Source organism: Salmonella sp. 32070601201500089SM, assembly GCF_017573605.1.
In the GTDB taxonomy this organism is placed as follows: domain Bacteria; phylum Pseudomonadota; class Gammaproteobacteria; order Enterobacterales; family Enterobacteriaceae; genus Salmonella; species Salmonella enterica.
In genome coordinates, this window is record NZ_JAGETK010000005.1 from 185,980 (window position 1) to 209,636 (window position 23,657).

The following is a 23,657-nucleotide window of genomic DNA, read 5'->3' on the forward strand; positions in this document are numbered from 1 at the left end:
ACACGCACATTTAATAAAAGGAAATTATCATGCTAAAAGTATTTAATCCCTCACCTGTCCAGGTGGGGAGCATTGAATGTTTACAATCAGCGCAAAACTGGCAGAGGAAATCCTTATCACTTCAGGGATTAAATTTACTGCAGTCCGTACTCATCAAGCTCACCACGGGTAAAATTTCAATTACGACATCGTCCGGGGAGTATATTACGGCATCAGGGCCAATGTTAATATTTTTAGCTAAAGATCAAACTATTCATATCACTATGGAAGAGACTCATGAACAGTTAAATTATAATTTAATTGAATTAGATTCTGCGTCAATAAAAAATGCTTATAATTTTTTTCTGTATGAACATGCAGACTTTTCGGCCCCATTAACAAAACCGACGACAAAACATCTGTTAGCGCCAATAGAAACAGGCGTAGCAAGAGTATTCAACCTTTTACACTCTTCAAATAAAAGCCAGAAATTATCCCAAGATAAAAAGGAATATTTAATAAGATTTCTACTTTCAGAGTTCATCTATGAACCTGAAGCATTTGCCCTCTTTAGAGAACTATCGCAAAATACATTAGCCGAAAATATCTATAATATTATTATAAGCGACATAAGTCGAAAATGGGCGCTCAAGGATATTTCTGACTCGCTCTATATGAGTTGTTCCACATTAAAAAGGAAATTGAAACAAGAGAACACCTCATTCAGCGAAGTTTACCTTAATGCGCGAATGAATAAAGCGACAAAACTTCTACGCAATAGTGAATATAATATTACTCGAGTGGCTTATATGTGTGGTTATGATAGTGCTTCTTATTTTACATGCGTTTTTAAAAAACATTTCAAAACTACACCATCGGAATTTTTAGCGTTTTTATCTTCCTCTCGTCATCAATATGTTAATTGAGATATCTGACAATGCAGTATAAGAACAAAGCAAAACATATTAATATAAAAGACGGGATTCTGTTGCTCGCTAAAAAATTCGATCTAACGTTGAGCGAGAAAAAAGTTATTTATTACGTAGCAGCAGGATTATCTGTTAAAAGTTGCTCAAATTTATTAGATCGAAATATAAAAACGATTTCAACACAAAAGAGATCAGCCTATAAAAAAATGGATATTACTACTGATGTTGAATTAATCCATTTGATGCTGAATGAGTTTTATATATCAGTCGATATTACGTAATTTTTCCTAAAATGTTGGTAGAGTGGTAGGCAAGGCAACTCTGGATATCATCTTCAGAGATCGGTGTGATATCTACGTTGTTTAATTTAACTGTTCCCGTATAGCAATGACTGGAATTTGATAGTGCTTTGATTAAAGAAGATTTACCTGAACCTGATGTACCGATAATACCCATAAAATCTCCGGGAACAGCAGTGAATGAAAGCTGATCAATCAGTGTTCGTTCCGCAAACGCTATGGATAATTCTTCGCTGTCTATCGGCTGGCTGACGATAGACTCTACACCGCCAGTACGTTCCATGAAGGATAATAGTGATATTGGCGCCAGAGGCGATAATATCACTAACATCAATACACCGACCTTCATCGGCTCCTCAGAAGCTCACGCAACAATTAAGCTGACTATTGATACACAACCGTCCGCCGAACCAACGTTGGGATCGACTGTTAGCAGTCTGGATAACACCGTCACCCTTAAAGGAGTCGTGGAGGCGCATCAGGATATTCAGGTGAAGGTCACGGTCAACGATACGGACTATACCGCCAATGGAACATTTACAGGCACATCGCCGACGGAAAACCCGGTTAACAAGAGCTCCGGCGTAGATAAAATGATTTCGCTTAGCGAGGTGACATGGCATTCGGTAAGTGTTGATGAAGAAAATCATGCCTGATAACTAAACATCACCATGCGAGGTCTCTTCGGAGGCCTGCTGAAAAAACAGAATAATATTCATTGTCTGTTAATTATTACAGAGAGAGTTAATTTATAAAAAAAAGCGGCAGACTACGCTGCCGCAAATATGAGGAGGACAATTACCGTTACGCTACACCACAAAGTAATCCGTTACTGAGGTAAGTAAAACATAAATATCCCCAACAATGAATCAACGAATCAAACAATCGTCAAATCATGGTATTAATAACCTTGTTCTGTTTTAGCATACTGTGACAGTAAAAATAGATTTTAGTCATTCTGTATATCACACGAAAATTTATAAAACAGATTTGGTTCACTCACAATATACAAATTATTTTCATTATCCATGGCAATCCCTTCTGGCTGGGGGATATCGTCTCTGAGCCCTGACCACTCCGCCGTCAGGAACAATCGATCGCGCACCCGCCACTCGGAACTGACCTCAAGAATCATTTTTGACTCGTCCGACAACACCAGCAGCGAATCCGTTGGGGCATGGTATTCAAGTCCGGAGACATCGCTCACACTCGCAGTGATGGCAGAAGGCAACGCTCTGGTGATACCATTTTTGCTCATCTCTACTTCTTTGATCATAATGGGTTTTCTTTCTTTTGCGGCATATAATCTCTCATTTTTCGCATCCCATGCCGTACCTTCCAGCCCTTTATTTTTTGCTTTGTCATAGCCCTCAAGCTTCACCATGGAGATTATCTGCATGGTGCCGCGCTGAATATCCACCTGTGTTTTATAGACCGCGCCATCTTTCTCACTGCCTATCTGGAACTGGTTGCCCCCACTCCATGCAATAGACTCCGGGTCGTGGATGCCCTGCAGCGGCATCCGCCCTACCAGCTGCCCTTCTGTCGTTAACCAGACCAGTTCAGGGGGATTATTAATAACGGCGAAAAGCATCCTGTCTTCGGCGGAGTAGGTCAAACCTGAAAGGTTACTCTTAACTCCTGCGACTGGTTTTTGCTGAATAACCGCTTTATAGCTACTCAGTGCTAGCGCCGAGGGTTTATCACCATATTTGAGGATCAGTTGATAAACATAGCGTATATCGTCCCTGACCATAAATAAAATCACGCCCAAGAGTACAACCACAATAACGCGTTTTAGTAATCTCATAAAAAATCCATAGCAGATCGCGTCACGACTGATGTCGTAACGCATTTCTTAAAAATAAAGCCGATGTCCGATAGAATCGTTATTCGGTTATGGCGAGCGCCATTAGCATAGGCAAAATGAAATAGTGAGGGTTATCACAAAAAGCCCGATTTTAATCACTAACGTACCCTTTTTGTAAATTGACATAATCAAGAGGAGGGTAGTTTCGGCTAATTATTTAAATAGTACGTCTGCAAATTCGCCCCTGTATGCAGGGCAAATGACAAAAAGTGATAATTAATGAGATGTAACACCGCAATCTGATCTGCTATTGCTGCTCCCACTTCTATTCAACCGGGCAGAAAAAAAATGAAACTCAACCTTATTACCGTCAGCCTGGCTACGCTCGTTGCCGCTGGCGCATTCCCGGCCCATGCCGGTCCTCAGGCGCATGTCGTGTGCGGCTATCACCACACGCTGGGCGATGACGCGATTATGATGTTTGGTAAAGCGAATCAGGCGATGTGGCATGACTTTTTTGGCAACACCCACACCGACGCGGTCTCTACCTACCAGACGTTGCGCGCGCAACCCGATACCACCTGCGATAATAAAGCCGACAGCTCCGCTTACTGGGCGCCATCCATGAAATTACCCGATGGTGAAATCGTAAATCCGGCCTACCAAAAGACCTATTATCAATCCACAAATGTAGCGCAATATCCGCTCCATCCATTCCCGGCCGGGCTGGAGTTACTGGCAGGCGATCATCACGGTACTGGCCCCAGTTCCGCAATCACCTTTTTATGTGCCAACGGCAAAGGTTACACCAACAAGGTAGGCGAAATATGCGGCCTGCGTAAAGCGGGCGATGCCGTCCAGTTTAATATCGGGATCGCTTTCCCCAACTGTTGGGATGGCGTCAACCTGAAACCAACCCATAGCCACAATAACGCTATCTATGCCGACCACGGGAAATGTTCCGCAGACTATCCGGTCAAAATCCCGACGGTTAATATGAACATCGCCTGGGTACTCCCGCAGATCTCCTCGCTGGATACGTCCAAAGTAGAATTGTCGATGGACCCGGTAATGCATGGCGAAACCCGGGAAGAGCGCTGGGGAAGTCTTTATACCGCCCATGCCGATTTTATGAATGGCTGGACGGAAGATGGCGCGCAGTTTATGACGGATCTGTGTATGAATCAGGGACTGGATTGCGGCACTACGGTTCCTTACGCCTACAGTAAAGCGGAAGAAAATACCTGGGTAAGCAGCGAAGACGACAAGCCTCATGCCAGCGTCGATACCTTGTACGTACAGGATGACTGGACAAATGGCGGACGCACGCAGCACCCGGAAACGCTCACGCTGGTGAAATTTAAGATCCCGCCCCTGCCTGCCAATATGGACGCTTCGCTATTCAAATACCGTATTCGCCTTTTTGGCGGCAAAACGGAAGCGAACGGCGCCGATCAAATTTTCTTTTACCCGACCAGCAGTGACTGGCACGTCAGTACCGTGTCCTGGAACAATAAACCGGCGATCAACTACCGTTCCGATGCCGTGTTATATCTGGACCATTCACATGAGTATCGCATGGTTGATGTCGATAAAGCGGTGCGCAAAGCGCTGGCGGAAGGGAAAACGGAAATATCCTGGTATATCGGCGGCGACCGTCAGGGAAATCACTACGACTTCACGCCAGCGGACTCAAAACAGAGCCTGGTGCTGATGCTGACCGGTTTCAAAAAGACGCCGGAGCTGTAATAGTAAACTGTGCCCGCTGACGCAACAGCGGGCACGATGGCGGCACAAGTATTACGGCACGCCATCAAAACCCGACCAATACCTCAGAAAAACAACCGCTTATTCTCAGGCTGTAGTCCCTGTTGCTGCTGAACATCCTGCAGATAACAGGTCGCTACGACGGCAAGCCGGGCATAGAAGGCGCTAACGGTATTGCGTTGCAGCAATTCTAGATAGCGGAATCCCCAGGGCAGCAGATGCGCCTCCAGTAACCGGTTGGCCGCCACGTTGTCGCCTCGTGCCAGCAGATCGCTACAGGCTAATAGCATCAGGCCAAACTGATCTTCCGGCTCGCGTTCACGGTCAGTGAATACCATGCCCTGCGACTGTAAAAAAGCTCGATAATCGGCGGTGGTTTCCCCCATCAGCAAATTATCTTTTTCCAGATAGACCGATCCCCAGGGCGGGACGGGCATCTTTCCCTGGCCTTCAAACAACACAGAAAATTGCCATGTAAGCGCATCATCATCCGGTAGCGACCATGACGCACACAGTGATTCAATATGTCCGCGATCGCGCCAGGGGTAAAGCTCAGGCAACGTTGGCAAACAATCGAACAACGCTTTCACCTCCGGCCTCTCAGGGGAGTAGTAAAACAGTGCGCCGAGGATACGCGGCAAAACAGCACGGGAAAGCATAGCAATAGCTCCTGAAATATTTCGCCTGATGACGCTACGCTGATCAGGCTTACATGGCATAAACCGGGCAAAAAACTACATTGGCAGCGTCCACAGATTGTAAAACGCAATCCTACCCGCCAACTCCGCCGCGATAACCACCACAGCCGTCATGGCCAGCACCGCAGCGCTCGATTTCAGGCGCGCGCAGACCACCACCCCGACCACGCCCGCCGCCAGCAATATCGCCTGGGCGGTAAACCAGCTATGCTGCGCGGCGGTCAGAGCGCTATCGGCGCTCATCAGCGTCGCCATATAGCCCGGGCGCAGACAAAAGCTCACCAAAATCGCCAACACGCTGACCAGTAGCCCCAGACGGCGCACGCCAAACAATGCCGCCAACGCGCCGCCGCCAATCAACGGCGTCAATATCATCATTGCCGTGGTGTAAGATGAACGCCAGGTCGCCACCGTCGGCAGTTGGTAAATCTGCGGAACGGCGTATAAGAAGACTACTCCGACTATCGCCGCCAACCAGACCAACGCGTTACACAGCGGCGTCGCCCGGTTCAGCAACAAACCGAGCGCCCCCAGCCCGCCGAGCGCCGCAAAAGCCGCCGACAGGACAATCTCGTTACTCATCGGCGAATGTCCGACGCGCAGCAGCATATTCAGCGCACGCAGCGGTTGCCCGACGTGGAAGGTGCCGACAATGACGCCAAGCCCAAACAGGCACATCACCGAGAACAGACCAATAGCCTTGCGCCGCGGCGCGACCAGCCCCATTGCGCCGCCAATCAGCAGCAGAATAAACGCGCCGACCGCGCTCTGGGTAAAGACCGTAAAAAAGACCAGCGGTAACTCATGCATGGCGCACCTCCCGAATGTTCATGATTGCGCCTTCCGTATCGCCCGTGGGTCTCGCTTTCGGATGCGGTTTAATAATGAGGTTAGGATGGGTGAACGACGCCGAAGGCAGCGGCGCGATTTGATTCTCCGTGCCATATTTTGCCCGTAATTCATCGACAGGGCCGAAATCCAGCGCTCGCTGCGGGCAAGAATCCACACAAATAGGGCGCAGATTGTTCTCCAGTCGGTCAAGACAACCGTCGCATTTACGCATCACGTTTGCTTGCGTATCAAACTGCGGCGCGCCGTAGGGGCAGCGCATTTCACAATAGCGACAGCCGACGCATACGCTGTCATCCACCACGACCAGACCATCTTCTTTGCGTTTATGCATCGCCCCGGTCGGACAGCCGGAGACACATACCGGCTCATCGCAATGGTTACAAGCAATAGAGAGGTAGTAGGTAAAGGTGTCGTGATGCCAGCTTTCCCCCTCTTTCACCCAGCTTCCGCCGCCATATTCATAGACGCGGCGCAGTTTCGGACCGACATCCAGATCTTTATTATCCTTGCAGCTTACCTGGCAGGTTTTACAGCCTGAACAGCGCGAGGAGTCAACATAAAAGCCATACTGTTTCATCGTACATCACTCCTTAAGCGCGTTTAATTTCAACCAGATTGGTATGCTGCGGATTGCCTTTCGCCAGCGGCGAAGGGTGGTGGCTGGTCAGCGTATTGATACAGCCGCCGACATCAACGCCGTTGCCGTCAAGCCGCGTCCACGCGCCCTGCGGCATCGCCGCCACGCCGGGTAAAATGCGCTGGGTCACTTTACAGGGAAGCTCCACCACGCCGCGGTCATTGAATACATGCACCCGATCGCCGGACTTCAATTGGCGAGCGCTGGCGTCAATCGGGTTAATCCAGACTTCATCCGGCACCGCCTCATGCAGCATCAGCACATTGCTGTAGGTCGAGTGGGTATGCCCTTTGGTATGGAAGCCGCTTAACTGCAACGGATACTTCGCCGTCAGCGCTTTGTTAAGATGCGACTCTTTCGCCGGACAAAATTCCGGCAATGCGGGAATTCGCTCGCCTTCTGGCAACGTCCACGCTTGCGCCAGATCCGCCAGCGCCTGGGAGTAAATTTCAATTTTGCCCGACGGTGTGGAGAGTGGATTAGCCTCGGCGTCGGCGCGGAAATCGGCAAACGCAAGGCTCTGCTGCTCGGTAGCGATACGCTGGTCAATCACGCCCATCTCTTTCGCCACGCTCCACTCCGGCAGGTATGGACGTTTTTCACGGATCTGCTGATAGTGCATCTCCGCCCACTGCGCCTGAGTTCGGCCCTCGGTATATTGCTCGCGCAGTCCAAGATGCCCGGCGATATCCGCGCAGATGTCATACGTGCTGCGCACTTCCCACATCGGTTTAACGGTTTTCTGAATCGCAATCATATAGTTATGCGATCCCGCCGCATAGGAGCTGTCCACCAGGTCTTCCGCCTCAAGATAGCTGGTCTCCGGCAACAGCAGGTCCGCATACATCGCGCTGGGGCGTCATATGGTTTTCAATCACGATAATGGTTTCACACAGCGATTCATCCGCGAGAATTTGTCGGGTGCGGTTCGTTTCGCCGTGCTGATTCAGCAAGGTATTACCGGCCTGGTTGAAAAACAGCTTAATCCCGGTTTTTAGCCTGTCCGCGCCTTTCACCCCCATTGTCGTCGCGGTCATTTTCTCCGGATGCTGAATGGCGTCCGTCCACAGATAGCAAGGAATAGAGGTTGTGATCGGATTCTTACCGACAGGCAACAATGGCACGCCATACGGCGTACCGTAAGGCCAGTTGCCATTGTTGGTGCCGGGCCGCCCGAAGTGGCCGGTTAACGCTGGCAGCGTCTGAATAGCACGCACGGTTTGCTCGCCGTTGGCATGACGCTGCGGCCCCCAGCCCTGGCAAATATAGCAGGCGCGCGCCGAGGCGATTTCGCGCGCCAGTTGGCGAATACGCGTTGCCGGAATACCGGTGATATCCGCCGCCCATTCCGGGGTTTTCGCGATACCGTCATCGCCCGTGCCAAGAACATAATCTTTATAGCTGGCGTTAGGCGCAGCCGTGTCCGGCAAGGTGCTACGGTCATAGCCGACGCAATAGCGGTTTACCAGCGCCTCGTCGAGAAGCTGTTCGGTAATCAGCGTATGCGCTATGCCGGCGACTAGCGCGGCGTCCGTGGTTGGGCGAATCGGTAGCCATTCGGCGTGTTCGGTAATCACCGAATCGGTATAGCGTGGATCGATAATAATGACCCGGGCTTTCGAGGTCTCCAGCGCCCGGCGCAGCTCTTCAACCTGGCCGCCGCCGGACATCCGCGTTTCTGAGAGATTCAGGCCAAATAGCACCACCAGATCGGAATGCGCGATCTGCGTAAAATGGCTACCGACATAATCACCGTGGGTATAAGGCGTGGCGGTGGCGATTTGCGCCGTGGAATAGGTGTTGTGATCATTTAAATAACCGCCGGTGAGATTTAGTAATCTTATCCAGGCGGGTCTACCCTGCGTGTGATAATACGCGCCGGATTGATAATTATAATAAATAGCTTCCCGGCCATATTTTTCGCTAACGCGCGTTAATTCTGCCGCAATAAAGGCTGTGGCCTCATCCCATGAAATACGTTTAAATTTTCCTTCGCCGCGTTTTCCCACTCTTTTCATCGGATACTTAATGCGATCCGGGCTATAAACGCGCCAGCGACTGGAACGCCCGCGCAGGCAGGGACGAATCTGATGCTCGCCGAATACCGCGTCATCTTTCGCGTCTTCCGGCTCAATACGCACAATGCGATCATTTTTCACGATAACCTTAAGCGGGCATCGACTGCCACAGTTGACCAGACAGGCGCTGTGCCTGACGGTTTCGCCGTTGGCATCCTTCGGTATCGGGGTATCCTGCGCCTGGGCAGTGGTAGCAAAAGGCAGCGTAATCGCCTGGCTTAGCGTCACCGCCGCCCCTACTTTTGCAGTAGCGACAATAGCATCACGTCGGGTTATGGTTGTGTTCAGCCATTTTTTTATTTCCATTTTTTATTTCTCACATTGCTTCCATAATTATTAATAATATGTAATGAAAACTAATCATAATAGATTAAATATTTGTGCTGATTGATTGTGATCAAACGCATTCTGAACGTCAGTAAAAATAAAATGTGATACCGCATACGTTATTATAAAAATTAATGAAAAATTATTTTATGTAATTCTGATGAAAATAAATTACCCATCACGGTATCCGGCGATATTAATTAACGACATGACGTTTGCCAGTCGACATGAGCAGGTAGCGCCCCCTGCAAGGCAAGACGGGCTTTTCAACACTGGAGCAACATCGCCTATGCCTTTGAATTAGACGCCTCATCAGGGATAATAACCTTACGATTCGTCCGCTCAGGTCCACTATGAAACACTCCCTGCCATGCCGGGCGTTACGCAAACGCCCCATGAAACTCGGCACTACCGTCATTCTGATGGTCAGCGCCGTTTTGTTTTCGGTGCTCGTTGTGGTTCATCTGATCTATTTTTCGCAAATCAGCAGCATGACGCGCGACGCGCTGGCAGATAAAGCGCTGGCGGTGGCTCGCTCGCTGGCGGACTCTCCGGCAGTTCGCGAGGGGCTGAAAAAACCGCCGGCGGAAAGCGGCATTCAGCCGCTCGCCGAAGCGGTAAGCCAGCATAATGGCTTTTTGTTTATTGTGGTGACCAATATGCAGGGCATCCGTTATTCACACCCAGAAACGCAGCGAATCGGTCAACCGTTCAAAGGCGATGACATTCTGCTCGCGCTGCAGGGAAAGGAAAACGTTGCCATTAATCGCGGCTTTCTTGCCAAAGCGCTGCGCGTTTTCACACCGGTTTATGATGAACGCCACCGGCAGATCGGCGTGGTAGCGATTGGCCTGGAACTCAGTCACGTTACGCAGCAGATCAACAATAGCCGCGGCAGTATTATCTGGTCCATTCTGTTCGGCGCTCTGGTGGGGTTATTAGGCACGTATGCGCTGGTCAAGGTGCTAAAACGTATCCTGTTTGGCCTCGAACCCTATGAGATCTCAACCCTGTTTGAACAACGCCAGGCAATGCTGCAGTCAATCAAAGAGGGCGTTATCGCCGTGGATGATAGCGGCGAAGTCACGTTAATTAACCATGCGGCGCAGGCGCTGCTCGATTATCGAAAAACGCAGGATGACGCCAGATTATCCACCCTGAGTCATGCCTGGTCGCAGGTGGTGGACATTAGCGAAGTGTTGCGTGACGGTACGCCGCGCCGCGATGAAGAGATTATCGTCAAAGGCCGCCTGCTGCTGGTGAATACCGTTCCGGTGCGCAGCAACGGCGAAATTATCGGCGCGATATCCACCTTCAGGGATAAAACAGAAGTTCGCCAACTGATGCAGCGGTTGGACGGGATGGTGAACTACGCGGATGCGCTCCGTGAACGATCCCACGAATTCATGAACAAATTACATGTGATTCTGGGATTATTGCACCTGAAGAGTTATAAGCAGCTTGAAGCGTATATTATCAAGACGGCCAATAACTATCAGGAAGAGATCGGTTTGCTGCTGGGTAAAATAAAGTCGCCGATTATCGCTGGCTTTTTGCTCAGTAAGATTACTCGCGCCTCTGATTTCGGGCACAGCCTGGTGATAAGCAGCGACAGCCAGTTACCGGATAATAACAATGAAGATCAGATTACGGTGCTGATTACGGCGCTGGGTAATTTGATTGAAAACGCGCTGGAAGCGTTGAGCCAGGAATCCGGCGGCGAAATCAGCGTCTCGTTACACTACCGTCATGGCTGGCTGCATTGCGAAGTGAGCGATGACGGTCCGGGTATCGAACCTGAGCGCATCGAGGCGATTTTTGAAAAAGGCGTCTCGTCGAAAGGCGCCGAACGCGGCGTCGGTTTAGCGCTGGTTAAACAGCAGGTTGAAGCGCTTGGCGGCGTAATTTCCGTGGAGTCCGAGCCTGGGATCTTCACACAATTTTTTGTACAGTTACCCTGGGATGGAAAAAGGACCAGCCTATGATCAATGTATTAATTGTCGATGACGATGCGATGGTCGCGGAGTTAAATCGCCGCTATGTCGCGCAAATCTCCGGTTTTCATTGTTGTGGAACCGCTTCGACGCTGGAAAAAGCGAAAGAGTTTATCTTCAACAGTGAAAATCACATTGACCTAATCCTGCTGGATATCTATATGCAGCAGGAAAACGGATTGGATCTGCTGCCTGTCCTGCACAGCGCAGGCTGCAAAAGCGACGTTATTGTCATTTCTTCTGCCGCTGACGCCGCCACCATTAAAGATTCGCTTCACTACGGCGTGGTGGATTATCTGATCAAGCCTTTTCAGGCCACGCGCTTTGAAGAAGCGTTGACCGGCTGGCTACGTAAGAAAACGGCGATGGAAAAACGCCAGTATTACGAACAGTCTGAGCTTGACCTGCTCATTCACGGTAATTCATCCAGCGAGCAGGAGCCTCGTCGGCTGCCAAAAGGGCTGACCCAGCAAACGCTACGCACCTTATGCCAGTGGATTGATGCGCATCAGGAGCAGGAATTTTCTACCGACGAGTTGGCCAACGAAGTGAATATCTCGCGCGTCTCCTGCCGTAAATATCTTATCTGGCTGGTGAATTGCCATATCTTGTTTACCAGTATTCATTACGGCGTGACCGGCAGGCCGGTTTACCGCTACCGCGTTCAGCCGGAACATTACTCTTTACTGAAACAATATTGTCAGTAAGGATACCGCATAAAGCCGACGCGAAGCGTTATATCCTGGTAACATTTATTATAACAATGCCAATAAAAACGCTATCACATTAATAACAAACCTGGGAAATTGTGTCAGATCAAATATACTCACCCCAGGCCTGTTAACGTTATTTTCTATTATTACAGCGCTCTGCGCTGTTTTTAATTTCAAAACGCTAACAAAAGTTAATTAAGTATTATCCCATGCCGAGAGTGTGTATTTTTATTAAAAAAGGGATTTGTCCGGAATTTTCCTGACACTTAAATAAAATTATGTTTGTAGCAATGGAGCTTGTGCTACGCCTATGGACAATACGTATATTGGTGAGCAGATACGCGTCTCCACACGCCATACTAATAATTTAAAAAAATGGCGTGACAATGATCACATAAGTCACATGCTGTTCGATTTATCTCGTGATTTACCTGATGGCGAGACACAAAAATCAAATAATAAACGCCTGTTTTTAAAACAGACAAATCATAATTTACTGCTCTCGCTGACTCCACCTGCCCATCGCCAGAGGGTGCTTCCCTCTGAACATCACCATCGCAAGAAAATAATTACTTAAAGCAACTCTGTAAAAAGCTTAATCGTTAATCGTCGCCACTGGCGCATTGAATATTCGCCATTTCCTGATGCTCATTCACACAAATCAGAAGATGGCTGTGATCCATTTATCAAAATTGACTGGGTTTATCGCGAGGATAAATAAAAATGTTATTTAGTATACAGCTTCTCATAATATTAATATGTCTGTTTTATGGTGCCCGAAAGGGCGGGATCGCGCTCGGGTTGTTGGGCGGTATTGGTCTGGTCATTCTGGTGTTTGTTTTCCATCTCCAGCCAGGTAAACCGCCCGTTGACGTAATGCTGGTCATTATCGCGGTAGTCGCCGCGTCGGCGACGTTGCAGGCGTCAGGCGGGCTGGATGTGATGCTGCAGATTGCCGAAAAGCTGCTGCGTCGCAACCCCAAATACGTCTCTATTGTGGCGCCGTTCGTCACCTGTACCCTGACGATTCTGTGTGGGACAGGCCACGTGGTCTACACCATTTTGCCGATTATCTATGACGTGGCGATCAAGAATAATATCCGTCCGGAACGTCCAATGGCGGCCAGTTCTATCGGCGCGCAAATGGGCATCATCGCCAGTCCGGTTTCCGTCGCCGTGGTTTCTCTGGTAGCGATGCTGGGCAACGTGACATTTGACGGAAAACATCTGGAGTTCCTCGATCTGCTGTCGATCACCATCCCGTCTACCCTGCTCGGTATCCTGGCAATCGGTATTTTTAGTTGGTTCCGCGGTAAAGATCTGGATAAAGACGAAGCGTTTCAGAAATTTATTTCCGTACCGGAAAACCGTCAGTACGTGTACGGCGATACCGCGACGCTGCTGGATAAAAAACTGCCGAAAAGCAACTGGCTGGCGATGTGGATCTTCCTGGCGGCGATTGCCGTGGTCGCTCTCCTGGGCGCGGACTCCGACTTACGTCCAACCTTCGGCGGCAAACCGTTGTCGATGGTGCTGGTCATTCAGATGTTCATGCTGCTGACCGGGGCGCTCATTATCATTCTGACCAAAACCAATCCTGCGTCTATCTCAAAAAACGAAGTTTTTCGTTCCGGTATGATTGCGATTGTCGCGGTATACGGGATCGCCTGGATGGCGGAAACCATGTTCGGCGCGCATATGTCGGAAATTCAGGGCGTGCTGGGCGAAATGGTCAAAGAGTATCCGTGGGCCTATGCCATCGTTCTGCTGCTGGTCTCCAAGTTTGTTAACTCGCAGGCAGCGGCGCTGGCGGCGATTGTTCCCGTCGCGCTGGCTATCGGTGTCGATCCGGCGTATATCGTGGCCTCTGCGCCGGCATGTTATGGCTACTATATCCTGCCGACCTACCCAAGCGATCTGGCGGCGATTCAGTTTGACCGTTCCGGCACAACCCGTATTGGCCGCTTCGTCATTAACCACAGCTTCATTCTGCCGGGTTTGATTGGCGTGAGCGTCTCCTGCGTCTTTGGCTGGATCTTTGCCGCAATGTACGGATTCCTGTAATGGCCGCGCGCGCCGCCCGGTTATGCGCGGCGCGCGACTTAGAGCCTGGCCCGTGAGGCTCTTAATACATTTTCTTACTATTAGGCTGGAAGCACATGTCGAAAAAAGAGTTTATCTATCAGGCGCCTTTCCCGATGGGAGAGGACAAAACAGAGTATTATCTGCTCACCTCCGATTATGTCAGCGTCAGTGAATTCAACGGAGAATCTATCCTCAACGTTGAGCCGCAGGCGTTAACGTTGCTGGCTCAGCAGGCCTTCCATGATGCGTCTTTTATGCTCCGTCCTGAACACCAGCAGCAAGTCGCCGCCATTCTCAATGACCCCGAAGCCAGCGAAAACGACAAATATGTGGCGTTGCAATTCCTGAGAAACTCCGAGATCGCCGCCAAAGGCATTCTGCCGACCTGCCAGGATACCGGCACGGCGATTATCATGGGTAAAAAAGGCCAACGCGTCTGGACGGGAGGCGGCGATGAAGCCGCGCTCTCCAAAGGCGTGTTTAATACCTATATAGAAGATAACCTGCGCTACTCGCAGAACGCCCCGCTGGATATGTACAAAGAGGTCAATACCGGCAGCAACCTGCCAGCGCAAATCGATCTCTATGCCGTCGATGGCGACGAGTACAAGTTCCTTTGCGTGGCGAAAGGCGGCGGTTCAGCAAACAAAACGTATCTCTATCAGGAGACCAAAGCGCTGCTCACCCCAGGCAAGCTGAAAAACTTCCTCGTTGAGAAAATGCGCACGCTGGGCACCGCAGCCTGTCCGCCATACCATATCGCCTTTGTCATTGGCGGCACCTCGGCGGAAAGCACGCTGAAAACCGTTAAACTCGCCAGCACCCACTATTACGACGCGCTGCCGACGGAAGGTAACGAGCACGGCCAGGCATTCCGCGATCTCCACCTGGAACAGGAACTGCTGGAAGAAGCGCAAAAACTTGGCCTCGGCGCCCAGTTCGGCGGGAAATATTTCGCCCACGATATTCGCGTAATTCGCCTGCCGCGTCACGGCGCTTCCTGTCCGGTGGGGATGGGCGTCTCCTGCTCGGCCGACCGTAACATCAAAGCGAAAATCAACCGCGAAGGCATCTGGATCGAAAAACTGGAACACAATCCGGGCCAGTATATTCCGCCAGCGCTGCGTCAGGCGGGCGAAGGCGACGCGGTGAAAGTCGATCTCAACCGTCCAATGAAAGAGATCCTCGCCCAGCTATCGCAGTACCCGGTCTCGACTCGCCTGTCGCTGACGGGCACCATTATCGTAGGTCGCGATATCGCCCACGCGAAGCTAAAAGAGCGTATTGAATCCGGCGAAGACCTGCCGCAGTATATTAAAGACCATCCCATCTATTACGCAGGTCCGGCAAAAACCCCGGCAGGTTATCCATCTGGTTCATTAGGCCCCACCACCGCAGGTCGAATGGACTCTTATGTCGATCTGCTGCAATCCCACGGCGGCAGTATGATCATGCTGGCGAAAGGCAACCGTAGTCAGCAGGTCACGGATGCCTGTAAAAAACACGGCGGCTTTTATTTGGGCAGTATCGGCGGCCCGGCGGCGGTACTGGCACAGCAGAGCATTAAGCATCTGGAGTGTGTCGAGTATCCGGAACTCGGCATGGAAGCTATCTGGAAAATTGAAGTAGAAGATTTCCCGGCCTTTATCCTGGTGGATGACAAAGGCAACGATTTCTTCCAGCAGATTGTCAGCAAACAGTGCGCTAACTGCGCGAAATAACCTGGCAGGCCCGGTGTTCTCCCGGGCCGCGTTATCGGTTAATTGCCGGATGGCGCTACGCTTATCCGGCTTATCCGGCCTGCACGAGAGACCATGCTCACGCTTTTACATCGCTGGTCGCTACCACAGAAATCGCCGGGCTATCCGGCTGTTCGACGAATGGCGGCGTTTTCCGGTATTTATCCAGCAGGTGGATCTGAATTTTGCGCAGCATATCGCCGTTCAAACGGTAGTAGCGGAAGTAGAGAACCAACGTCATCATGAAAAACAGTACCGGCAGGACAATCATAATAAACTGCATCCCCTGCAGGGTTTGCGCAGACTGCGCCACGTTCGGCGTGTAGCCAATCAGCCCCAGCACCAGAGCGATAAAGAACGCCGCAAACGCCGAGCCGCCCTTCACGACCATCGTCTGTACGGAATAAGCGATACTCTCGCAGCGAATATTGAGCTTAAATTCCCCATAATCGACCGTATCCGCCACCATGATCACCTGAAGCACTCAAAAGAGCGCGGTCCCGATATTCAGGAAAATACCCGCCGCCACGATTAAAGCGGCATTATGGACATCCGCCAACGCCATCGCGAAGAGCCCTGCGCAACTCAGAACGGGCATCACGGAGGCGCCCGCCCACAATATCCGCCGCGATAACATTTTCACCAGCCGGGGGAAGACAATCAGCGTCAGCAGATTCGCCGCGCCGGCGTAAGAAAGGTAATAGGGAAAAAGATCGGCATCGCCAATCACATAGGTGAAGTAGTAGATCGCAAAGCCATTGATAATATTGGAGGCAATGTTATACGCCAGCGCCATTCCCAACAGGCAAGAGAGCTGATCGTTTTTGTATATCAATCCAACGATCGTTTTTAACGTCAGATGTGGGCGGCCCGCCGTTACACCGTTGTCGGAGGAGTACACCTCATGGACGTTGCGTAATGTCACGATAGTCGAGGCGATAAAGAACGCAATTAGCACCAGCGTAAACATCTGAAAGCCGAACCCACGATCCGCTCCGCCAACGTAGTTCACAAACGGCAGCGTTATACCGGCAGTGACGAAGCCAGCCAGACTGGCGAAGAAACGCGGGAACGGCACCAGTTGTTCGCGTTCTCGCTTATCAAGCGTAATGGTCGGCACCAGCGACCAAAATGGGATATCCATAATGGTATACGTCATGCCCCACAGGATGTAGGTTACGCAGACAAACACAACCTGCGCGGTTCCCTCAAAAAGATGAGCGCTGAACAGCAGGAAAAGCACCAGCGAATTGGTTAAGGTGCCGATCAATATCCACGGCTTAAATTTCCCCCACCGCGAACGCGTGGCGTTGACAATCCATCCCATGATGGGATCGTTTATCGCATCCCAGATTCGCGCGACCAGAAAGAGGGTGCCGACGAGGCCGACCGAAAGTCCCACCACATCGGTGTAGTAATACATCAGGTACATATACACAATGCCGATGGCGAAATCCTTACCAAACGCACCGAACCCGTAACTCAGCTTTGTTGTCAGAGAGATGCTCATAGGGTACCGGGTCGCTGTTACCAGCGCCCGCCTTCTGTTAGTAGAGGTTAAACGCCGGATCTGCCGTCCAGCGCGGCTGGAGATTAACGGCGTAACCAGGCCGGAAGCCAGTCGCCATGCGCGGCGATCAGATCGTCAACCAACGCATAGATTTCTTCGATACCCAGCACCGCCGCGGTATGAGGGTCCATCATCGCCGCGTGATACACGCGATCGCGGTTTTCCGTGAGGATGGCTTCGGTCAACAGCGTTTGCACGTTGATGTTGGTCTGCATCATCGCCGCCAGATGAGAAGGGATCGTCCCCACCTTCGTCGGTTGAATGCCGTTGGCATCCACCAGACAAGCCACTTCCACGCAGCTTCCCTGCGGCAGGTTATCAATCAGCCCCTCATTACGCACATTGCCGTAAATCACGCTCGGCTCGCCGGTCCACAGAGCGTTCATAATGGTGCTGGCGTACTCGCGGGACGGTTTGATGTCGATACGCTCGGCGGTTTTATACTCCTCCAGCTCTTTATGCCAGTTCGCCAGTTGTTCTACGCAGCGTTTCGGATATTCATCCAGCGGCACCTTGTAGCGCGCAATCAGATCCTCGCGTCCCGGTTTAATAAACCACGGCGTGTACTCGGCAAAATGCTCTGATGACTCAGTGACGAAGTAGCCCAACTTTTTGAACATCTCATAGCGCACAATGTTCTGGCAGCGTTCATTGCCGTGAATATTGGGCTTCGGCGCCTGTCCGGCGTCATAGGCCGCCAGCAATTCAGGATAGAGATTGACATAAGTCCCGTCAGCCGTTTTGCGCTCCAGTTCGAGGTAAAACGCCATGTGGTTAATGCCGGCGCAGCGGTAGCGCAGCGAGGTGGGATCGATATTCAGGTCGCGCGCCAGTTCTTCCGCCGTTCCCTGTACCGAATGGCACAGGCCGACCTGTTTGATATGCGGATAACGGGCATACATCGCCCAGGTATTCATCGCCATCGGGTTGACGTAATTGAGCATGGTGGCCTTCGGACAGACTTCCGTCATGTCTTCGCAAATCCGCCACAGATGCGGGATGGTCCGCAGCGCGCGCATGATGCCGCCCGGCCCCAGCGTATCGGCGATCGTCTGTTCCAGGCCATGACGCTTACAAACCTCAAAATCGGTCACGGTGCAGGGTTCATAGCCGCCAATCTGAAAGGCGACCACCACGAAATCCGCATCCTGTAGCGCCGCTTTCTGGTTGGTATGGCAGGTAATCCGGCCAGAAGCGCCCGCTGAGTCCATCAGTTTCCGTACCACAATGTGCGACTCTTCCAGCCGGGTTTCGTCAATATCCATCAGGGCGACATGCGCTGATTTTAGCGCCTCGCGATGAAACACATCGCCGAGGATATTTTTAACGAAAATCGTAGAACCTGCGCCGATAAAGGTAATTTTGGGTGCCGTCATCATGACTCTCCAGAACAGTAGTAAACACCTTCATGGTGGCACGCGTTCCCGGTGAAAACCTCCGTCTTCCCCGATGAGCATTCCCGAAAACTCAGATCGTATGCTGGCGCGCGGAAGATCTGAGTTTTTGGGACAAAATGGCGTAAAAAGCAGAGTATTCGGCCTGATAGTCAGGCTACGCTCTACAATATCGACGGATTCTGTGTCCGGATTCCCGGTTTCCTCCCGGCTAAAGGGGCATAATTCTGATAATTCAGGAAATGGAGTGACGATGAGTACGCAAGCAATATCCCTCCTCCCGCCCGACCCGCACATGTGCAACGGCGATGAAAAGCAAACCCGTAGCCCGCTGTCGCTCTATTCCGAATATCAACGACTGGACGTTGAGCTGAGGCCGCCGCACAGAATGGCCAGCAGTCACTGGCATGGGCAAGTAGAAGTGAATGTTCCGTTTGACGGCGATGTGGAGTATTTAATCAACAATGAAGTCGTGCAGATAAAGCAGGGGCATATCACCCTGTTTTGGGCCTGTACGCCACACCAGCTTACCCGCCCCGGCAACTGCCGCCAGATGGCGATTTTCAGTTTGCCGATGCACCTGTTTCTCTCCTGGCCGCTGGATCGCGATCTTATCAACCATGTCACGCACGGGATGGTGGTTAAATCACTGGCGACCCAGCAGCTTAGCACCTTTGAAGTGTTGCGCTGGCAGCAGGAAACAAGCAGCCCGAATGAGCAAATTCGCCAGTTGGCGATCGATGAAATCGGCCTGATGCTTAAACGCTTTAGCCTTTCCGGCTGGCAGCCCATTTTGCTCAATAAAACATCACGCACCCACAAGAATAGCGTCTCACGCCATGCGCAGTTTTACGTAAGCCAGATGCTGGGATTTATTGCCGATAACTACGATCAGGCGCTCACCATTAACGACGTCGCGGAGCATGTCAAACTCAATGCTAACTACGCGATGGGGATATTCCAGCGGGTTATGCAATTGACGATGAAGCAGTACATCACGGCGATGCGCATCAATCACGTACGTGCCTTATTGAGCGATACTGACAAAACGATCCTCGATGTCGCTCTGACTGCCGGGTTTCGATCCAGCAGCCGTTTTTACAGTACTTTTAGCAAATTTGTCGGTATGTCGCCGCAACAATACCGCAAGCTAAGCCAGCAACGACGCCAGACGATGCCCGGCTAAAGCCGGATACCACTATCAGCCAAAAAAATAATTCACCTGTCGATAAACCGCGGGTGAAATCGCTCGCTATCAATAATTAACCCATTGTTTATTAAACAATAATATCAATAACTGACCATTATTCCATCACTTTACACCCCCTATTTGACGGGGTAATACTTGCCCACGTCACATTCATACGGCGGGTCGGCAAGGCGTAAATTGCACGGCCTCCACAACCGGGTAAAAGATGATGAAAGTATTAATTGTTGAAAGTGAGTTTCTGCATCAGGACACCTGGGTTGGCAACGCGGTTGAGCGTCTGGCGGATGCCTTGAGCCAACAAAATGTTACCGTCATTAAATCGACATCCTTCGATGACGGCTATGCCATCTTGTCCGCGAACGAAGCCATTGACTGTCTGATGTTTAGCTACCAAATGGAACAACCGGATGAGCACCTGAGCGTCAGGCAATTGATCGGTAAGCTTCACGAGCGTCAGCAAAACGTGCCCGTTTTCCTGTTAGGCGACAGGGAAAAAGCGACGGCATCGCTGGACCGCGACCTGCTGGAGCTTGTCGATGAATTCGCCTGGATTCTGGAAGACACCGCTGACTTTATCGCCGGACGCGCCGTTGCCGCCATGACCCGGTATCGCCAGCAACTGTTACCGCCGCTGTTTAACGCGTTGATGAAATACAGCGACATTCATGAATATTCATGGGCGGCGCCGGGACACCAGGGCGGCGTCGGTTTCACTAAAACGCCTGCCGGTCGCTTTTATCACGATTATTATGGCGAAAACCTGTTCCGCAGCGATATGGGGATTGAGCGTACCACGCTCGGTTCACTCCTCGACCATACCGGCGCGTTTGGCGAAAGCGAGAAAAACGCCGCCCGCGTATTCGGTGCTGACCGCTCCTGGTCCGTGGTTGTCGGGACCTCCGGTTCTAACCGTACTATTATGCAGGCCTGTATGACGGATAATGATGTCGTTGTACTGGATCGTAACTGCCATAAATCCATCGAGCAGGGGCTGATCCTCACTGGGGCCAAACCGGTATATATGGTGCCAAGCCGTAACCGTTACGGCATTATCGGGCCAATCTACCCGCAGGAAATGCAGCCTGAAACCTTGCAGAAAAAAATCAGCGCCAGCCCGCTGACCAAAACCAAAGCCGGACAGAAACCGTCTTACAGCGTGGTGACCAACTGTACCTATGACGGCGTATGCTATAACGCCAAAGAGGCGCAGGATCTGCTGGCAAAAACCAGCGATCGCATTCACTTCGACGAAGCATGGTACGGCTATGCGCGCTTCAACCCGATTTATTGCGATCACTACGCGATGCGCGGCGAGCCAGGCGACCATAACGGTCCGACCGTGTTTGCCACCCACTCCACGCACAAATTACTGAATGCGCTTTCACAAGCTTCCTACATTCACGTCCGTGAAGGCCGTGGCGCGGTGAATTTCTCCCGCTTCAACCAGGCATATATGATGCATGCCACCACCTCTCCGTTATATGCCATCTGCGCATCCAACGATGTGGCGGTATCGATGATGGACGGTAACAGCGGTCTGTCCCTGACTCAAGAGGTGATTGACGAAGCGGTTGATTTCCGTCAGGCGATGGCGCGTCTTTATAAAGAGTTTACCGATGAAGGCGACTGGTTCTTTAAACCGTGGAATAAAGACGTCGTCACCGATCCACAAACCGGTAAAACGTATGACTTCGCCGACGCGCCGGCAAAACTGCTGGCCACCGACCAGAACTGCTGGGTCATGCGCCCCGGAGAAACCTGGCACGGCTTTAAAGACCTGCCGGATAACTGGAGTATGCTGGACCCGATTAAAGTCAGTATCCTGGCGCCGGGTATGGGCGACGATGGCGAACTGGAAGCATCCGGCGTACCTGCTGCGCTGGTCACAGCATGGCTTGGCCGCCACGGTATCGTGCCGACCCGCACCACCGACTTTCAGATTATGTTCCTGTTCTCTATGGGGGTAACTCGCGGGAAATGGGGAACGCTGATCAACACGCTGTGCTCCTTCAAACATCATTACGACGCGAATACGCCGCTGGCGCAGGTGATGCCGGAACTGGTGCAGGATTATCCTGACACTTACGCGAACATGGGTATTCATGACCTGGGCGATAAAATGTTTGCCTGGCTACGTGAAAATAACCCGGGCGCCCGTCTCAACGCCGCCTATTCCACCCTGCCGGTTGCGGAGATTACCCCGCGCGACGCCTACAACGCGATCGTGAACGACGATATTGAAATGGTGGCGATTGAAAATCTACCGGGTCGCATTGCGGCGAACTCCGTTATTCCTTACCCGCCAGGCATCCCGATGTTGCTCTCCGGTGAAAACTTTGGCGATGAAAACAGTCCGCAGGTGGGTTACTTACGCTCCCTGCAATCCTGGGATCATCACTTCCCTGGCTTTGAGCATGAAACCGAAGGCACGGAAATTATTGATGGCGTATATCACGTTATGTGCGTGAAAGCCTAATCACAAAGAGTCTTTTTTTGAGGATGGCATGTATTCCCTGAGTATTGCTGCAAAACAATAATACTGTCATACCTTTTTGCGCGGGCCCCATCCCGCGCTTTTTTTATACAAAAATGACAAGTTGCCACTCGCGTACAACTTTTTGTACACCCTAATTCATCGTACAAATATTGTAATATTATTCAGGAAAGTTATTTTAGTGCAGTTTCAATTCATCACACAATTGACTCAGTCCCCGTTATCTCTCCCGTTTGGCGAGATCCGGTCTTTTATGTTCATATTCCAGGAGTTCGGGTATGAGGATTTGCAGCAACGAACCTTGCATAGTGTTATTAACCGAAAAAGATACATGGTTACGAGTAAATGGTAAGGAGCCAATCAGCTTAAAAGCGAATCATATGGCCATTCTGGCTTGTGAAAATAACGTTATTGACATTTCATCATTAAATAGCGTGCTAGTAATACAAGTGAGTCGCAATAATATTAAAGACTATTTACAATTCCTGAATAAAGATCTCTCACACCTTCCCGTCTGGCAACGCAACGCCGATCCCTTATTGACCGCCAACTGTCTGACGCCGGATATCTTCAGGGTCGCCGCCCGCTACAGCGCGATGGAAGCACCGGATGAAATTGTTAGTGAACGTACCCGTGCGCTCCTTTTCACCGTTTTATCCCGCTTTCTTGACCACAAAAAATTTATTTCTTTGTTAATGCACATGCTGCGCAGCCGCATCAGTGACAGCGTTTACCACATCATTCAGAGCGATATTCATAAAGACTGGAATCTGAGCGCCGTTGCCAGTTGCCTGTGCCTGAGTCCAAGCTTGTTAAAGAAAAAGCTCAAAAACGAGAATACCAGTTATAGCCAAATAATCACGACCTGCCGAATGCGTTATGCCGTAAACCAATTATTAATGGACGGAAAGAATATCTCTCAAGTCTCACAGCTGTGTGGGTATAACAGCACATCGTACTTTATTTCCGTGTTTAAAGAGTTTTATGGTATGACCCCCCTGCATTATGTTAGCCAACATCGGGAACGATCGGCTGCCTAATTTTTCTACACTCAACGATAAGACACGATAATAGCAGCATTG

18 protein-coding genes and 2 pseudogenes are annotated in these 23,657 nt (G+C 50.8%); 12 read left to right on the forward strand and 8 right to left on the reverse strand.

Annotated elements, in window-relative coordinates:
- The first annotated feature begins 29 nt into the window (after positions 1 to 29).
- Both J4728_RS10710 and rtsB read left to right on the forward strand, forming a co-directional pair.
- Positions 30 to 905: an AraC family transcriptional regulator gene (locus J4728_RS10710; RefSeq protein WP_000921676.1), complete on the forward strand. Its 876-nt coding sequence runs from the start codon at positions 30 to 32 to the stop codon at positions 903 to 905.
- Positions 902 to 1,189 (forward strand): transcriptional regulator RtsB, encoded by a 288-nt coding sequence (gene rtsB / locus J4728_RS10715; protein ID WP_001541332.1) that lies wholly within the window; start codon positions 902 to 904, stop codon positions 1,187 to 1,189. Before J4728_RS10710 ends, rtsB begins: the two co-directional genes overlap by 4 nt.
- Here rtsB and J4728_RS10720 read toward each other — a convergent pair.
- Complete coding sequence (locus tag J4728_RS10720) at positions 1,182 to 1,490, reverse strand: ATP-binding cassette domain-containing protein (RefSeq protein WP_072095651.1); 309 nt, start codon at positions 1,488 to 1,490, stop codon at positions 1,182 to 1,184. The genes rtsB and J4728_RS10720 overlap by 8 nt on opposite strands.
- Between J4728_RS10720 and J4728_RS10730 the strand changes: the two genes are divergently transcribed.
- Positions 1,489 to 1,863, forward strand: a complete 375-nt coding sequence (locus J4728_RS10730; protein ID WP_243771271.1) for an Ig-like domain-containing protein — start codon at positions 1,489 to 1,491, stop codon at positions 1,861 to 1,863. The two genes, J4728_RS10720 and J4728_RS10730, sit on opposite strands and share 2 nt — an antisense overlap.
- Positions 1,864 to 2,156: 293 nt before the next feature.
- Here J4728_RS10730 and J4728_RS10735 read toward each other — a convergent pair whose 3' ends face one another.
- A complete protein-coding gene (locus tag J4728_RS10735; protein WP_001268200.1) occupies positions 2,157 to 3,062 on the reverse strand; it encodes an SdiA-regulated domain-containing protein in 906 nt (301 codons plus the stop codon).
- A 303-nt stretch (positions 3,063 to 3,365) separates the two neighbouring features.
- On the opposite strand from J4728_RS10735, the gene J4728_RS10740 reads away from it, so the two are divergent.
- The gene (locus J4728_RS10740; RefSeq protein ID WP_000773784.1) at positions 3,366 to 4,766 is read left to right on the forward strand and encodes a DUF1996 domain-containing protein; all 1,401 of its coding nucleotides are present in this window, start codon (positions 3,366 to 3,368) and stop codon (positions 4,764 to 4,766) included.
- 83 nt (positions 4,767 to 4,849) lie between these two features.
- On the opposite strand, the gene J4728_RS10745 is transcribed toward J4728_RS10740, so the two are convergent.
- The 4 genes and pseudogenes from J4728_RS10745 to J4728_RS10760 form a co-directional block, all read right to left on the reverse strand.
- Positions 4,850 to 5,443: a molecular chaperone gene (locus J4728_RS10745; protein WP_001621697.1), complete on the reverse strand. Its 594-nt coding sequence runs from the start codon at positions 5,441 to 5,443 to the stop codon at positions 4,850 to 4,852.
- Between the two features lie 75 nt (positions 5,444 to 5,518).
- Positions 5,519 to 6,292, reverse strand: a complete 774-nt coding sequence (locus J4728_RS10750) for a dimethyl sulfoxide reductase anchor subunit family protein (RefSeq protein WP_000544929.1) — start codon at positions 6,290 to 6,292, stop codon at positions 5,519 to 5,521.
- Entirely contained in the window at positions 6,285 to 6,911 is a 627-nt protein-coding gene (locus J4728_RS10755) for a DMSO/selenate family reductase complex B subunit (RefSeq protein WP_000816143.1), read from the reverse strand. Before J4728_RS10755 ends, J4728_RS10750 begins: the two co-directional genes overlap by 8 nt.
- Positions 6,912 to 6,924: 13 nt before the next feature.
- A pseudogene (locus tag J4728_RS10760) lies at positions 6,925 to 9,355 on the reverse strand (DMSO/selenate family reductase complex A subunit).
- Between the two features lie 374 nt (positions 9,356 to 9,729).
- Between J4728_RS10760 and J4728_RS10765 the strand changes: the two are divergent.
- The 5 genes from J4728_RS10765 (at position 9,730) to fumA (ending at position 15,889) form a co-directional block, all read left to right on the forward strand.
- Complete coding sequence (locus J4728_RS10765) at positions 9,730 to 11,361, forward strand: sensor histidine kinase (protein ID WP_208211727.1); 1,632 nt, start codon at positions 9,730 to 9,732, stop codon at positions 11,359 to 11,361.
- On the forward strand, positions 11,358 to 12,077 hold the full coding sequence (dcuR, locus tag J4728_RS10770; RefSeq protein WP_000611307.1) for a two-component system response regulator DcuR: 720 nt from the start codon (positions 11,358 to 11,360) through the stop codon (positions 12,075 to 12,077). The genes J4728_RS10765 and dcuR overlap by 4 nt, the downstream gene beginning before the upstream one ends.
- 316 nt (positions 12,078 to 12,393) lie before the next feature.
- Complete coding sequence (locus J4728_RS10775) at positions 12,394 to 12,660, forward strand: hypothetical protein (protein ID WP_010989095.1); 267 nt, start codon at positions 12,394 to 12,396, stop codon at positions 12,658 to 12,660.
- Positions 12,661 to 12,806: 146 nt separating this feature from the next.
- Positions 12,807 to 14,147: an anaerobic C4-dicarboxylate transporter DcuB gene (gene dcuB, locus J4728_RS10780; RefSeq protein WP_000899149.1), complete on the forward strand. Its 1,341-nt coding sequence runs from the start codon at positions 12,807 to 12,809 to the stop codon at positions 14,145 to 14,147.
- Positions 14,148 to 14,242: 95 nt separating this feature from the next.
- Positions 14,243 to 15,889: a class I fumarate hydratase FumA gene (gene fumA, locus J4728_RS10785; RefSeq protein WP_000037205.1), complete on the forward strand. Its 1,647-nt coding sequence runs from the start codon at positions 14,243 to 14,245 to the stop codon at positions 15,887 to 15,889.
- Between the two features lie 97 nt (positions 15,890 to 15,986).
- On the opposite strand, the pseudogene melB reads toward fumA, so the two are convergent.
- Both melB and melA read right to left on the reverse strand, forming a co-directional pair.
- Positions 15,987 to 17,417, reverse strand: a pseudogene (gene melB / locus J4728_RS10790) (melibiose:sodium transporter MelB).
- A gap of 83 nt (positions 17,418 to 17,500) precedes the next feature.
- On the reverse strand, positions 17,501 to 18,856 hold the full coding sequence (gene melA / locus J4728_RS10795) for an alpha-galactosidase (RefSeq protein ID WP_001520868.1): 1,356 nt from the start codon (positions 18,854 to 18,856) through the stop codon (positions 17,501 to 17,503).
- Between the two features lie 268 nt (positions 18,857 to 19,124).
- Here melA and melR point away from each other — a divergent pair, with 268 nt between their 5' ends.
- The 3 genes from melR (at position 19,125) to J4728_RS10810 (ending at position 23,615) form a co-directional block, all read left to right on the forward strand.
- Positions 19,125 to 20,057, forward strand: a complete 933-nt coding sequence (gene melR / locus J4728_RS10800) for a transcriptional regulator MelR (RefSeq protein ID WP_000106992.1) — start codon at positions 19,125 to 19,127, stop codon at positions 20,055 to 20,057.
- A gap of 232 nt (positions 20,058 to 20,289) precedes the next feature.
- The gene (gene adiA / locus J4728_RS10805) at positions 20,290 to 22,557 is read left to right on the forward strand and encodes an arginine decarboxylase (protein WP_154803344.1); all 2,268 of its coding nucleotides are present in this window, start codon (positions 20,290 to 20,292) and stop codon (positions 22,555 to 22,557) included.
- 296 nt (positions 22,558 to 22,853) lie between these two features.
- A complete protein-coding gene (locus tag J4728_RS10810) occupies positions 22,854 to 23,615 on the forward strand; it encodes an AraC family transcriptional regulator (protein WP_001217074.1) in 762 nt (253 codons plus the stop codon).
- Positions 23,616 to 23,657: the final 42 nt, after the last annotated feature.

Bases quoted from the DNA above. Each gene is read 5' to 3' on its own strand.
- fumA (WP_000037205.1), top strand. From the start codon at position 14,243: ATGTCGAAAAAAGAGTTTATCTATCAGGCGCCTTTCCCGATGGGAGAG.
- J4728_RS10710 (WP_000921676.1), top strand. From the start codon at position 30: ATGCTAAAAGTATTTAATCCCTCACCTGTCCAGGTGGGGAGCATTGAA.
- dcuB (WP_000899149.1), top strand. From the start codon at position 12,807: ATGTTATTTAGTATACAGCTTCTCATAATATTAATATGTCTGTTTTAT.
- melR (WP_000106992.1), top strand. From the start codon at position 19,125: ATGAGTACGCAAGCAATATCCCTCCTCCCGCCCGACCCGCACATGTGC.
- dcuR (WP_000611307.1), top strand. From the start codon at position 11,358: ATGATCAATGTATTAATTGTCGATGACGATGCGATGGTCGCGGAGTTA.
- adiA (WP_154803344.1), top strand. From the start codon at position 20,290: ATGAAAGTATTAATTGTTGAAAGTGAGTTTCTGCATCAGGACACCTGG.
- J4728_RS10735 (WP_001268200.1), bottom strand. From the start codon at position 3,062: ATGCGTTACGACATCAGTCGTGACGCGATCTGCTATGGATTTTTTATG.
- J4728_RS10810 (WP_001217074.1), top strand. From the start codon at position 22,854: ATGAGGATTTGCAGCAACGAACCTTGCATAGTGTTATTAACCGAAAAA.
- J4728_RS10765 (WP_208211727.1), top strand. From the start codon at position 9,730: ATGAAACACTCCCTGCCATGCCGGGCGTTACGCAAACGCCCCATGAAA.
- J4728_RS10750 (WP_000544929.1), bottom strand. From the start codon at position 6,292: ATGCATGAGTTACCGCTGGTCTTTTTTACGGTCTTTACCCAGAGCGCG.
- J4728_RS10745 (WP_001621697.1), bottom strand. From the start codon at position 5,443: ATGCTTTCCCGTGCTGTTTTGCCGCGTATCCTCGGCGCACTGTTTTAC.
- J4728_RS10720 (WP_072095651.1), bottom strand. From the start codon at position 1,490: ATGGAACGTACTGGCGGTGTAGAGTCTATCGTCAGCCAGCCGATAGAC.
- J4728_RS10755 (WP_000816143.1), bottom strand. From the start codon at position 6,911: ATGAAACAGTATGGCTTTTATGTTGACTCCTCGCGCTGTTCAGGCTGT.
- J4728_RS10730 (WP_243771271.1), top strand. From the start codon at position 1,489: ATGAAGGATAATAGTGATATTGGCGCCAGAGGCGATAATATCACTAAC.
- J4728_RS10775 (WP_010989095.1), top strand. From the start codon at position 12,394: ATGGACAATACGTATATTGGTGAGCAGATACGCGTCTCCACACGCCAT.
- J4728_RS10740 (WP_000773784.1), top strand. From the start codon at position 3,366: ATGAAACTCAACCTTATTACCGTCAGCCTGGCTACGCTCGTTGCCGCT.
- melA (WP_001520868.1), bottom strand. From the start codon at position 18,856: ATGATGACGGCACCCAAAATTACCTTTATCGGCGCAGGTTCTACGATT.